At 67.0% G+C, this 12,403-nt stretch carries 12 protein-coding genes; 9 read left to right on the plus strand and 3 right to left on the minus strand.

The genetic code is table 11. The features are described 5' to 3' along the window. Positions 1-12: 12 nt before the first annotated feature. Entirely contained in the window at positions 13-921 is a 909-nt protein-coding gene (locus tag NU1_RS19340; protein WP_169815100.1) for an SDR family NAD(P)-dependent oxidoreductase, read from the minus strand. 127 nt (positions 922-1,048) lie between these two features. Between NU1_RS19340 and NU1_RS19345 the strand changes: the two genes are divergently transcribed. From NU1_RS19345 to NU1_RS19380, 8 genes are all read left to right on the plus strand, one after another. Beyond that, positions 1,049-2,740 carry a flavin-containing monooxygenase gene (locus tag NU1_RS19345; RefSeq protein ID WP_067523197.1) on the plus strand — a complete coding sequence of 564 codons (1,692 nt, stop codon included), beginning with the start codon at positions 1,049-1,051 and terminating at the stop codon, positions 2,738-2,740. A gap of 9 nt (positions 2,741-2,749) precedes the next feature. After that, positions 2,750-3,295 carry an SRPBCC family protein gene (locus NU1_RS19350; protein ID WP_067523198.1) on the plus strand — a complete coding sequence of 182 codons (546 nt, stop codon included), beginning with the start codon at positions 2,750-2,752 and terminating at the stop codon, positions 3,293-3,295. 10 nt (positions 3,296-3,305) lie between these two features. Continuing rightward, the gene (locus NU1_RS19355) at positions 3,306-4,244 is read left to right on the plus strand and encodes an SDR family NAD(P)-dependent oxidoreductase (protein WP_067523199.1); all 939 of its coding nucleotides are present in this window, start codon (positions 3,306-3,308) and stop codon (positions 4,242-4,244) included. A gap of 19 nt (positions 4,245-4,263) precedes the next feature. Continuing rightward, entirely contained in the window at positions 4,264-5,292 is a 1,029-nt protein-coding gene (locus NU1_RS19360) for an SDR family NAD(P)-dependent oxidoreductase (protein WP_084521592.1), read from the plus strand. Continuing rightward, positions 5,289-6,365 carry a hypothetical protein gene (locus NU1_RS19365; protein WP_084521593.1) on the plus strand — a complete coding sequence of 359 codons (1,077 nt, stop codon included), beginning with the start codon at positions 5,289-5,291 and terminating at the stop codon, positions 6,363-6,365. The genes NU1_RS19360 and NU1_RS19365 overlap by 4 nt, the downstream gene beginning before the upstream one ends. Next, positions 6,362-7,972, plus strand: a complete 1,611-nt coding sequence (locus NU1_RS19370) for a flavin-containing monooxygenase (protein ID WP_067523201.1) — start codon at positions 6,362-6,364, stop codon at positions 7,970-7,972. The genes NU1_RS19365 and NU1_RS19370 overlap by 4 nt, the downstream gene beginning before the upstream one ends. Beyond that, the gene (locus tag NU1_RS19375) at positions 7,969-8,655 is read left to right on the plus strand and encodes a class I SAM-dependent methyltransferase (RefSeq protein ID WP_067523202.1); all 687 of its coding nucleotides are present in this window, start codon (positions 7,969-7,971) and stop codon (positions 8,653-8,655) included. Before NU1_RS19370 ends, NU1_RS19375 begins: the two co-directional genes overlap by 4 nt. 86 nt (positions 8,656-8,741) lie before the next feature. Further along, entirely contained in the window at positions 8,742-9,173 is a 432-nt protein-coding gene (locus tag NU1_RS19380) for a hypothetical protein (protein WP_157552552.1), read from the plus strand. Between the two features lie 97 nt (positions 9,174-9,270). Here the strand turns inward: NU1_RS19380 and NU1_RS19385 are convergent, their stop codons facing one another. Both NU1_RS19385 and NU1_RS19390 read right to left on the minus strand, forming a co-directional pair. After that, positions 9,271-10,203 carry an oxidoreductase gene (locus tag NU1_RS19385; protein WP_169815108.1) on the minus strand — a complete coding sequence of 311 codons (933 nt, stop codon included), beginning with the start codon at positions 10,201-10,203 and terminating at the stop codon, positions 9,271-9,273. 41 nt (positions 10,204-10,244) lie between these two features. Beyond that, the gene (locus tag NU1_RS19390; protein WP_067523328.1) at positions 10,245-11,819 is read right to left on the minus strand and encodes a flavin-containing monooxygenase; all 1,575 of its coding nucleotides are present in this window, start codon (positions 11,817-11,819) and stop codon (positions 10,245-10,247) included. A 111-nt stretch (positions 11,820-11,930) separates the two neighbouring features. On the opposite strand from NU1_RS19390, the gene NU1_RS19395 reads away from it, so the two are divergent. Further along, the gene (locus NU1_RS19395) at positions 11,931-12,398 is read left to right on the plus strand and encodes a phage holin family protein (RefSeq protein WP_067523205.1); all 468 of its coding nucleotides are present in this window, start codon (positions 11,931-11,933) and stop codon (positions 12,396-12,398) included. Positions 12,399-12,403: the final 5 nt, after the last annotated feature.

Below are 12,403 nucleotides of genomic sequence, written 5' to 3' on the forward strand. Positions count from 1 at the left end.
CCTTTCTCGTGGTCACCAGGACTTGGGTTTGTCCGCGTGCCCAGCGCCGCCGATTCTGCCGAGGGCCTTCTCCAACCCGGCTCGTACCCGCTGCCCCGAGGTCTCGTATTCGCCTGGGAAGGCGTACTTTCCGGCGACCCGCACCACCGGCTGCAAAAGTCCAGGCGGCACATACCGAGGCGCCAGCGACACCAGCCAGGCATCCGGCCCCGCCGTCCCGAGCTTCTTGCCCCGCAGCATGCTGCGCACCGCCCGGCGGGCGGTGTTGGACGGCTCGTGGAAGCCCGGCAGACTCCACGCCCAGTCCGGCAGGAATTTGGTCTCCTCGATGCCGTAGGCCAGCGGCGTCTTGGTGATGCCGGGCAGGAAGGTGGTGCAGGACACCCCGCTGCCCTTCAGCTCGGCGTGCAGCGCGGTGGAGAAGTAGATGACGAAAGCCTTTGCCGCCGAATAGGAAGCGAGATACGGCAGCGGCGCCACACCGGCCGGTGAGGCCACATTCAGGATCGCGCCCTCCCCCCGCGCCTGCATCGCGGGCAGGAACGCGCCGGTGAGATGGTGCAGGGCGCTGACGCTGACGTCCACCAGAATGCGCTCGCGGCCCAGCGCCAGCTTGTCGAAGCGGCCGATCGAGATGAGACCCGCGACATTGGCCACGCCGACAATGGCGCGCGGGCCGCTTTGCACCGCCTCGATGAACTTGCCGCGTGCCTCGGGTTCGGTGAGATCGAGCTGATGCACCTCCACCTCGACCCGGTGCCCGCGCAGTTGGTCGGCGGTTTCTCCGACGGCGTCCTGGATATCGGCCAGAACCAAGTTGTAGCCCCGCAGGGACAATTCGCGAGCTACCTCACGGCCGATACCGGACGCTGCTCCGGTGACGACGACCGCGGTATCGGCGGATGGACGCGGCAGTGCCATAGCGACTCCTTCAATCATGCGCTCCATTGCGTGACGCAGGTTCGAGACTAGCACTGTCCCAGACAGTTGGCTTACACTGTCTGGGACAAGAGTCGCGGCGGTGCAGCCGCGGCCGAGGAGGAAGCGAATGTCCAGCACAGCAGTCGCCGAAACCGCACCGCTGACCCGGCCCGATCACGAAGTCGTGATCATCGGCGCGGGTTTCGGCGGCATTGCGACCGGAGTGGCACTCAAGCAGGCGGGCGTCGAGGATTTCGTCATCTTCGACAAACACTCCGGAATCGGCGGAACCTGGTGGGCCAACCGGTATCCCGGCATCGCCGTCGATATTCCGGCCGTCTATTACAGCCTTTCCTATATGCCGTTCCGTACCTCGACGCGGGTGTTCCCGCCGGGCCACGAGGTGCAGGAGTACACCGAGCAGATCGTCGACGAGTACGGCCTGCGCCCGCACATCACCTTGAATACCCGGGTGTCCGGGGCGATCTGGGACGAGCGCACCCACCTGTGGACGGTCCGCTTCGACGACCGCACCGTCACCTGCCGATTCCTGTGTCCCGCACTGGGTTACCTGGAGGTGCCGAAGCTGCCCGACATTCCGGGCATCGATAGGTTCGCGGGCAAGGCCGTGCACACCGCGGACTGGGATCACGACTTCGACTACGCGGGCAAGCGGATCGGCGTGATCGGCACGGGAGCGACCGCACTGCAGTTGATTCCGGAGCTGGCCGATATCGCCGAGCATCTGACGGTCTTCCAGCGCACGCCGATCTGGCTGGCGCCGAAGCCGGATTTCCGGGTGGACTGGGGTTTGGATCAGTTCCTGCAGCGCAATGACAGGACCCGCAAGGTGGTGCGCGGGGCCGTCGCCGCCGGCATCGATCTGGGGCTGGTCGGGCTGGCGTTGTCGATGCGGCGGCTACCGCGGGTAGCCCCCGCGCTGACCGCGGGCGCTCGTGGTGCGTACCGAATGTGGTTGCGGGACAAGGAGCTCTACGACAAGCTCGCGCCCACGTACGCGCCCGGGTGTAAACGGCCGTCGCTGTCGAGCCGATACATGAAGACCTTCAAGAACCGGGATCGGACCAGCCTGATCACCGAGGGGATCGAGCGGGTCACCGAAAAGGGCGTCGTCACCGCCGACGGCGTGGAACATCCGATCGATGTGCTGGTGTGCGCCACTGGATTCCGGGTGTGTGAGCGCGGCTTCTCCCCCGCCTTCGAGATGATCGGCGCCGAGGGCAAGGAACTCGGCGACTACTGGCACGAGACCAGGTATCACGCCTATCAGGGTGTGACGGTGCCCGGCTGGCCGAACATGTTCATGGTGGCCTGCGGACCCAATTCGGTGATTCTCGGGTCGATTCTGACCACCGTGGAGAACACGGCCGCCAAGGCGCGGCGGCTCATCGTCGAGGCGCGGCGGCGCGGGGCGACCCGGGTGGATGTCACGCCCGAGGCGTATCGCGAGTACGCGGACAAGTGCCTGGAGAAGATGGAGGGCTCGCTCTGGGTCACCGCGCCGTGCGCGGGGTCGAACACCTATTACGTGAACTATCAGGGCGATTTGGCGGTGCGGCCGTCGACGAACATCGGCCAGTGGCTCGGCACACGCCATTTCCCTTGGCGCGCTTACCAGTTCGGCAAGTTGGCGCCCGGGCCGCAGCCCGCCGCACCCGTCAAGAAGGCAGTCGCGAAGAAGACCGCCGCCAAGAAGCCAGCGGCCGTCAAAGCGCCCGCCAAAAAGACGGCCGCCAAGCCCCCTGCCGCCCAGCAGATCCCAGCGCAGCCGCTGGCCGCCGACAACCCCACCCAGTAGGAGCAGACCGTGCTATTTCATCCCGCAGTCGTCGAGGCGGACTCGGACTTCTATACCAAGGCCCCGATCGTGCTGGTCGGCCGCGCCGAATTCGACGTGCCCGCCGAAACGCTGTGGCAGCCGGTCGAGGATTTCGGCTGGATCCCGTTCATCAGCTCCACCTGGGAGACCCCCGCGCCGCACGGCCGCAACTCCCGGCGCCGCCTGGGTCTCGGGCCCCTGCTGCTGAGCAATGAGTTCGTCACCCACCTGGATCCGGGCCGGGAGATCGCCTTCTTCATCGGCGAGATCCCGCTGCCCGGTGTGCGGGCGATGGCCGAACGGCTGGTCGTCGAACCGCTGGGACCGCAGCGTAGTTCGCTGACCTACACGGTGGCCATCGCGCCGAAGTTCTTCCCGCGGGTGCGGATCACGCCGGTCTCCAGGGTCGCGAATCCGTTCTTCTCCCGGCTCATCGAGCTCGGCTGGGGATATGCGCTGCGTCGGCGCGGGTTCGAGAGCACGCCCCGGCTCGAAGCCGTGCCCGATGTCCGCCCGATCAGCCGAACCAACTGAAGGGCCCATCATGTTTCGTGGAGTACGACGTCCCAAACTAGTGCTGATCACCGGCGCGGGCAGCGGCATCGGACGAGCCACCGCCCTGCGCTTCGCCGCGCGCGGCGCGACCGTCCTCGCCACCGATATCCGGGAGGACACCGCGCGCGAGACCGTGGCGCGCATCGTCGAACGCGGCGGTGACGGTTTCGCCTACCCGCTCGATGTCACCGACCCGAGCCAGTGGACGGCCCTGGGCCTGCTGGTCTTCGAAAAGCACGGCGTCCCGGACGTTCTCGTGAACAACGCGGGAATCGGGGTGATCGCCGGATTCCTGCAGCACGACACCGCGCTGTGGGATCGCCAGCTCGCGGTGAACTGGGAGGGCGTCGTGCACGGCTGCCGCGCGTTCGCACCGCTGATGGTGAGCGAGGGCCGGGGACACATCGTGAATATCTCTTCCGCCGCGTCCTGGGTGCCCGCGCCGTTCTGGCCGTCCTATGCCACCTCCAAGGCCAACGTCCGGATGTTCAGCGAATGTCTGCGCGGTGAACTCGCAGCCCACGGTATAGGGGTGTCCTGTGTCTGCCCGGGTGGCGCCGCGACCGGGATCATCGGGGACGCGCACCTGGTGCTCGACACCCTGGACCAGACGCCCGACCGCAAGGAGAAGATCCAGCGCACCGCCGGAGAAATCGCCGAGAAGTTCGGTCCCTGGCTGGGTTTCGGCCCGGATGTCATGGCCAAGGGCGTGCAGCGGGCGGTCCGCTACAACATCGGGTTGCTGCCGGTGCGGCCGGAGGCCTGGGTGGCGCAGTACCTGCATCGCCTCGCTCCGGGCACAGTCCGTTTCGTGACCGGCCAGGTCCGGCCCGGTCGCCTCGATGCCGTCGGCCGCGCGCTCGATGTCGTGCTGCCCGACCGCGTGCTCGACACGGCGGCCCGCATCTCCGCTCCGAGCAAGCATTGAAACCGACTGGGAGACAATAATGTTCCGAGGAATACGACACCCCAGGCTGGTGCTGATCACCGGCGCGGGCAGCGGGATCGGACGAGCCACGGCCCTGCGGTTCGCCGGCCTGGACGCGGAGATCATCGTCACCGATATCGCGGCGGACTCGGCACTCGAAACCGTTCACCTGATCGAGCAGGCCGGTGGTCGTGCGGTGGCCTATCGGCTCGACGTCACCGATCGGGCGGCATGGACTGAACTCGCCGACCTCGTCGAAACCCGGCACGGCATACCCGATGTGGTCGTCAACAACGCCGGGATCGTGGTCATCGGCGGTTTTCTGGAGCAGCCCAAGGCCGCCTGGGATCGGCAGATGGCAGTCAATTTCGACGGCGTCATCAACGGCTGCCGGGTCTTCGCGCCGCTGCTGGCGCGGGCCGGGCGCGGCCAGATCGTGAATGTGTCCTCGGTGCAGGCATTTACGCCGATTCCGATGACGCCGTCGTACAACACCGCTAAGGCAGGCGTGCGGATGTTCTCCGAATGCCTGCGCGGGGAAATGGCCGGGCACGGCGTTGGCGTCTCTGTTGTCTTTCCGGGCGCCGCGGCCACCGGCATCGTGGCGGGCGAGGTCACCACGAACACCGGCGTCGATGCCGAACGGGTCGCCCAGCTGCAACGCACAGCTGCCGTACTGGTTCAGAAATACGGTCCCCGACTGGGTTTCGGCCCGGATACCATCGCCAAGGGCATCGTGCGCGCGGTGCGCTACAACCTCGGCGCACTGCCGATCCGGCCCGAGGCCTGGGCGATGTTCGCGGTGTCGCGGCTCTCGCCCGGTGGCTGGCGGATGATCCTGGGCCAAGCCAGGCCGATGTGGGTGGCCAGTGCCGTCCAATCGGCTACCGCACTGATCCCGGAGCGGGTGTTGCAGGCCTTCGACTCGGTCAACGACGCCGAGCCGCAAACCGCGATCGACACCATCGTCGAGTTCGCTTATGCACTCCGAGCACCCTCTGGACCCGTCGTGGTCGACGAGATTCCGATGACAGGTTCGCCCAAGTGACGAGCCCGGACCCGGTCGAGGTGATGGCCGAGCGGCTGATCGAAGCACATGTGGCCTACATCGTCGCGGAGCTGAGCGGGGAGCAGCTGGTCGAGCAGGCCGACGGCATCCTGCGCGACATCTTCGCCGTCGAGGAGACCTTGAAGGTCGCCGACGTCCTCGACAGCGACTCTGTCAAAGCGAGTGTGCTGGCCGTCATCGGCGTGCTCAACAGCAGTTCGGTGAACCGGCAGCTGTTCGAGGCGCTGGCCGACGCCATCTACGACCTGTCCGCCAATGAGAGCTTCCGGCTCGGCGAGGTGGTCGACCGCGACGGTATCGCCCGGCTGGTCACCACGGTGGTCGGCATGCACACCATGTTCGAGCGCACGCTCGAACGGTTCACCAAGAGCCCCACCGTCGCCCATGTCGCCTCGACGTTCGTCAACCGGATCGTCAGCGGCGCCGCCGAGGCCGTACGCAGCCGGGCCGAGAAGGTGCCCGGCGTGAGTTCGGTGCTGTCCCTCGGCGACAGGACCGTCGGCAAGGTTTTCAGCACGGGCGACAAGGCCTTCGGCGAGCGCCTCGGCGACGCCACCGCGGCCGCCGCGCAGTACGCGGTGCGCCGCACCAACAACGCGATCCTGACCGTCATCAAGGAGACGCCGCTGGCCGAGGCGACGATGGAGGTCTACGACCTCTTCGCCGGCGAACCGGTCAGCGATCTGCGCGAATTCCTCTCCCTGGAGGAACTGCGCGAGCTGGTTTCCGCCCTGTTCGATCTGCTCACCACCGTCAAGAACGAGCAGTATCTGGCCGACCTGATCGGCGACGCCGCCGACATCCTGCTCGAGTACTACGGCGATTACACCGTGGCCGGACTCGCCAAGGAATTCGGTGTCACCCCGGAACTGCTGCGCGACGAATTCTGCCGCTACGCACCGCCGATCATCGAGGCCGCCAAAGCCGATGGGGTCCTCGCCGGCCTCATCCGCAACCGTGTCGAACCGTTCTATCGATCCGAGGTAGTGCACGACATTCTCGCCCTCCCCATGGCAACACCGATATCCCCACCGAAAGTCGAGGAATCATGAAGAGACCATCCAGGCGCGCAGCGGAAAGCCCGGCCACGCCGGAATTCGAGGTCGCGGTGATCGGCGCGGGGCCCGGCGGCATCGCCGCGGGTGTGAAGCTGAAGCGGGCGAAGATCGAGGATTTCGTCATCATCGACCGCGACACCGATTTCGGTGGCAGCTGGCACGAGAACCACTACCCGGGGCTCGGCGTCGACATCCCCTGGCCCGCTTACCAGTTCTCGTTCGAGCGCAAGACCGATTGGTCCCGGTTCTTTCCCAAGGGGCCAGAGGTCAAGCAGTATCACGTCGAGGTGGCGCGCAAATACGGGCTGTACCCGCATGCCCGCTTCCAGACCCGCATCGTCAAGGAGGAATTCGATGACGAGCGACACTATTGGAAGCTGCACACCGCCGAGGGCACGGTGCTCACCGCGCGGTTCCTGATCAACGCGGTCGGCGCGTTCGTGCGGCCGCGGTCGGACAGTTTCACCGGGGTCGAGGGGTTCCAGGGCGAGATTCTGCGGCCGCACAATTGGAACGACGACTACGACCTGAAGGGCAAGCGGGTCGGCGTCGTCGGCACGGGAGCCAGTGCGGTGCAGATCATCCCGGCCATCCGCGACGAGGTGGCCGCCATGACGGTGTTCCAGCGGACCCCGGTGTGGTCGTTCCCCAAACCCGATTTCCAGACGCCGACGCTGATGAAGCGGCTGCTCGCCCTCCCCGGCGTGCTGCCGATCGTGCACGGCACCATCCTGGTCGGCGTCGACCTGGCCTTGCGTGGCCTCGTCTCCGCGCCAAACGGGGTGCTGCGCCCGGCCCTGAGCCTGGTGGACCGGGCCGCGATCGCTGCCTACCGGCGATTGGTCGGCCTCATCGTCAAGGATCCGGCCACCGCGGCGCAGCTGAGCCCCAATTTCGGTTTCATCGCCAAACGGCCCACGATGAATACCCAATACCTGCCCACCTTCAATCACCCGCATGTCCAGCTGGTGACCGAGCCGATCGAGCGGATCACCGCCAAGGGTATTCGCACCGCCGACGGCGTCGAGCGCGAATTCGATGCCATCGTGCTGGCCACCGGGTACGAGGTGTTCTCCGATCCGGAGACCTATCGTCCAGGAACCATTGTGGGGCGCAGTGGATTCGACCTCGGAAAGTTCTACACCGCGGAGGGATTGCAGGCCTACCAGAGTGTTTCGGTGCACGGGCTGCCGAACCGGTGGACCCTCGTCGGCCCCTACTCCTGGACCGGCTCGGGCTGGCACGACTTCGTCGAGATGACCGCCGACCACGCCGCCCGCGCCATCAAGGAAGCCAAGCGCCGCAAGGCAACCCTGATGGAGATCCGCCGGGACGTGGCCGAGGACTACCATCGCAAGATCTACCAGCAGAACGAGATCGTCCGGTACTACATGACCGAACTCAACGGGCACACACCGACGTATTACCGCAATTCCCAAGGTGAATCGACCTACATCCGCCCGACCGGCTTCTTCGAAGCCCGCCGCGGCCACCGCAAATTCCCGTTCGACCATTACAGCTACGAGGTGCTGCGCGCCGGTGCAGTGGCAGCCGAACCGGAAGGTACTGCGGTCGAGTCTGTTTCGGAGGTGAGCGCATGACCGCGGCGCCCGCGTACTCGACGCCGGACCGGCCGCACGCGGGTCCGGCCCCGCGACGCGGCTTCAACGGCCTGGTCGCCAGGTTCTTCGATATCGCCGCCAAAGGCTACGATCTGGCGCCGCTGCAATACGTGATGTACCGGCCACCTCAGGACGAGATGATCGCGCTGCTGCGCGCCCGCGGCGCCCGCACGATCGTCGACTTCGGTTGTGGCACCGGCATTCTCGCCGACCGTATCAGCTTCGAGCTGCCGGTCGCGCGGGTGCACGGCGTCGACATGTCGGCGGGCATGCTCGCCAAAGCCCGCCGCCGCAACGTCGCGGTGGAATGGCGCAACGAGCCGGCCGAACGCACCGGGTTGCCCAGCGCGTCGGTGGACGCGGTGATCACCACCACCGCGTTCCACTTCTTCGATCAGGAACGCGCCGTCGCGGAATTCGCCCGCATCCTGCAACCCGAAGGCATCCTGGCCATCTCCGCGATCAGCACGAGCTCACCCTGGGCCCGGCCGATCCAGCGGATCAGCGGCAACAGCCTCGCGCCCGCGCACGCACCGTCGCCTCGGGAAATCGGCCAGTTGGTCGAATCGCTCGGCTTCGACCTGCTCGAACAGCGCCCGATCCGCCGGCCCTGGTACAGCCGGATGGTCCCCGACGTGCTCACCATCGCCCAGCGGCGCTAATCGCGGTGGGCCCCGCCGTCAGTCGACCGGCTGGGCCCACCACCTCGAAATATCCAGCGGGACACATGCATCCGTTCACTGAGGCAATGCGCCGGCACGATCTGGACGCGCTGGTCAGCACGCTCACCGCCGACGTCCTGTACCGCTCTCCGGTGATGTACTGCGAATTGGCCGGCCCCGACGTCATGGAATTCATGGGAGTCTTCTTCGACGCCGTCAGCGAGATCACCGACATCCACGAGTACGGCAACGACCAGATCCTCATCCTGCTCGCCGCCGTCACGGCGCGCGACCGCTGCGGCAGCGCCACCTGGGTGCTCTATCTCGACGACCACCGGCAGGTCCGCCGGATCACCTGGCAGGTCCGGCCCTTCAGCCTGGCACTGCGCCTGTCGGACACCTTCGCCACCGCCCTGGCTCGCCGCCATCACCGCCCCGGGCCGGTGGCCATCCCCCTCACCCGCTGGCCGGCCACCACCCTCGACCTGCTCGCCCCGCTGCTGCCACGCAAGCGATAGCCCGCCCAGCACCCCGTGCGGTTACCGAGCACCCCGTATACCGGTGCTCGCTGCCCGCCTGGGGCTCGGCTGGTGTCAGACCCGGCGGTGTGGCGAGCTAGCGGGCCTGCCAGTCGTAGCGGATTTCGGTGAGCCGTTCGCTCATGCGCCACAGGCGGCGGGCGTACCAGTGGCTGTAGGCCAGAGGGCTGCGCAGGGTGCGGCGCGGGTAGCCCGCGATCTCGAAAGCCGGTCCCAGGTAGGCGTTTCCGGGTAGGCCGGGCATGGTCGCCGCGTACAGCTGGGGTAGGGCGCCCATGTGGTCGGGCTGGGCCAGGGCGAACAGGATTCGCTGCGGGACGGCGGCCAGTGCGGCGATCAGGCCGCGTTCACCATCGCCGTCGTAGAGGTGGGTGGCGGACAGGCCCGGATGAGCGGCCACCGCGGTCAGGGTGGTGCCCGCGGCTTGTGCGCGGCGCGCCAGCTCGGCGGTGAACAGCAGGTTCGCCAGTTTGGATTGGCTGTAGGCGGGCCAGCGCAGGTATAGCAGGCGCCAGTTCGGGTCGAGCAGGTTGACGACGCCGCCCCAGGCCGCCACCGAGGACACGGTGACCACCCGGGGCTGCGGAGCCCGCAGCAGGCTGGGTAGCAGCAAGCCGGTGAAAGCGAAGTGTCCCAGGTGATTTGTGCCGAATTGAGTGTCGAAGCCATCGGCCGTGCGCGAGCGCGGCACCGCCATGACACCCGCGTTGTTCACCAGCAGATCGACCATCCCCTCCGATTCGCCGATCTGCGTGGCGGCGCGCCGGATCGAGGCCAGGTCGGCCAGATCCAGCGCGAGCACCTCGGGCTTGGCGGCAGTGGCGGCGTCCGCGACTGTCGCCACCGCGGCGGTGGCTTTCGCCGCGTCCCGGCAGGCCAGGATTACGCGAGCACCCTTGGCCGCCAGCGCTTGTGCGGTACGCAGGCCCAGCCCGCTGTTCGCGCCGGTGACCACCGCGGTCTTTCCCGTTTGGTCCGGGATTTCGGCCGCGGTCCAGCGGCGCGGCAGAATCGGGGTGTTAGCCACGGTGGCCTCCAGGTATTTCGGCATCAGCTTGCTGTTACGTGGTATTCGGCCGTCGGCACCGCGTCGGCTCGCACCGCCAGTCGTTCGAACCGATAGTCGCGCAACGGGAAATGCTTTGCGCGCCAACGGGCGTAATGGACGCTTCCCGGGCGAATGTAGGGCATATCGCCCTGCGAGTTGCGGTAATAGGTCGAGACATCCTTGTTGCGGACATTGAAGTAGTACTCGACGCCGCGCATCAGCCGTTTGACCTTCGCGTGGTAGGCCTGGTGGGGCTGCTCCCCCACTTCGACCAGGGTCGCGCCGCGCTCGCGGGCGGCGGCGATGGCGCGCACGCCGTGGGTGGCGCCGGTCTCGACCAGGTCGTGCCAGCCGGTACCGCTCCAGGCATAGGGGCCGACCACGAAGAACCGGTTCGGGAACTTCGGCACCGAGACCGCGTCGTAGGCTTGTAAACCGTTCTCCCGGAAGAGCTTTGCGAGGTCAGCGCCGTCGCGCCCGACGATGGCGCCGATCGGGTAGCTTTCCGCCTCGCAGAACAGGTCGTGCCCGGTGGCGAGCACGATCATGTCGAATTCGTGTTCGACGCCGTCGGCGGTGCGGACACCGCGCTCGGTGATCGCCTCGACCGCCTGCGGTATCAGTCGCACATTGGGCCGGTCGAAAGTCTTCAGATAGTCGCTGTTGAAGGTCGGGCGTTTGGCGACCGGGCCATATTTCGGCGAAAGCAGTTCGCGCAGTCGCGGATCCTTGGGCCCGAACAGCCGCATGTACAGGTGGCGGTAGACCCAGGTACCGCCGGCGTCCAGGCCGCCGGTGAGCGGCACGATGGCGGACTGCGGCGCATAGGACAACCCCGACTGCACCGCGTCCATCGCCACCAGCCCGATCCGGTGCACCAGGGCCATCACCCCCGGAAGGCGCAGCAGCCAGCGAACTTTCGCGAGTGGAATATCCGGGCGGATCCACACCCAGGCCGGAGTGCGCTGGAAGACAACAAGTTCGCCCACGCCTTTGCTCGCCATGCCCGGCACCAACTGCACGGCGCTCGCGCCGGTGCCGACCACGCCGACCCGCTTGCCGGAGTAGTCGTAGCCATGATCCCAGCTGGCCGGGCGCATGAGTTTGCCCCGGAAGTCACCGATGCCGCCGATCGGCGGATCCTTGGGGTTGATGAACGCGCCGATCGCGGTCATCAGGAAGCGGGTGGTGATCTCGCGGCCGTCGGAAATCCGCAAGCGCCACTGGTGCTTCGACTCGTCCCACAGCTCCTGGATCACCTCGGTGCCGAACACCATCTTCTCGATCAGCCCGTACTTGCGGGCCACCGTCTCGTGGTAGGCCTGCACCTCGTCGTGGTGCGGAAACAGCCGGCTCCAGCGGGGGCTGCGGGCGAAGGAGAACTGGTAGAGCAGCGCGGGCAGATCGACGCTCGCACCGGGATAGGTGTTGTCGCGCCAGGTCCCGCCCATCCAGCTCGCCCGCTCCAGAATCGCGAAGTTCTCGATGCCCGCACGCTTCAACTTGACGCCCGCGGCGATTCCGCCTGGGCCCGAACCGATTACAACTACCTCGTAAGCGGGCTGCACCACTGCCATCGGATAACGCTCCTTCGCGCTCAACTGTCTGGGACAGCTTAACCGATGGTGTTACGATCCGACAGTCCAGCGGCCGGAGCCGCCACCACCAGACCGAGTACAGGAACCGCCATGGCGCACTTCCACACCTTCCGGGAACCGGATCCCTTCGCGACGATCGAGGTCCGGCCGAGCCCGGTCGAACGGCTGGCGCGCTACCTGCTCACCCAGCTCGCCGCCTGGCTCGGCCCCAAACTGCAGCGGATGGCCTCGTTCCTGTTCGAGGAGTTCCGCCGCGGCCTCCTAGCCGCCGCCCTGCTCGGATTCGCACTGGTAGCAGCGGTTTACGGCGCGTTCTACCTGATCGACCTGGCGATTGTGGCACTGGACATGTGGCTGCCGCACTGGGCTTCCCTCAGCATCATCGCGGGCGCTCTACTGCTACCCGCCCTGATCGCCGCCACCTTGGGTGTGTGGCAGCTGAGCCGGATGAAGCTGGTCCGTGGCACCGTCGCGGGCCTCGCTCAGGTCGGGGTGCTGCTGTGGTCGCTCACCCGGCCCATGCCCGCCGAGGCCGAGGCCGAGCGACGCGTTCCCTAGTTTCC

The sequence above is a fragment of the Nocardia uniformis NBRC 13702 genome (assembly GCF_001613345.1).
Lineage (GTDB): Bacteria > Actinomycetota > Actinomycetes > Mycobacteriales > Mycobacteriaceae > Nocardia > Nocardia uniformis.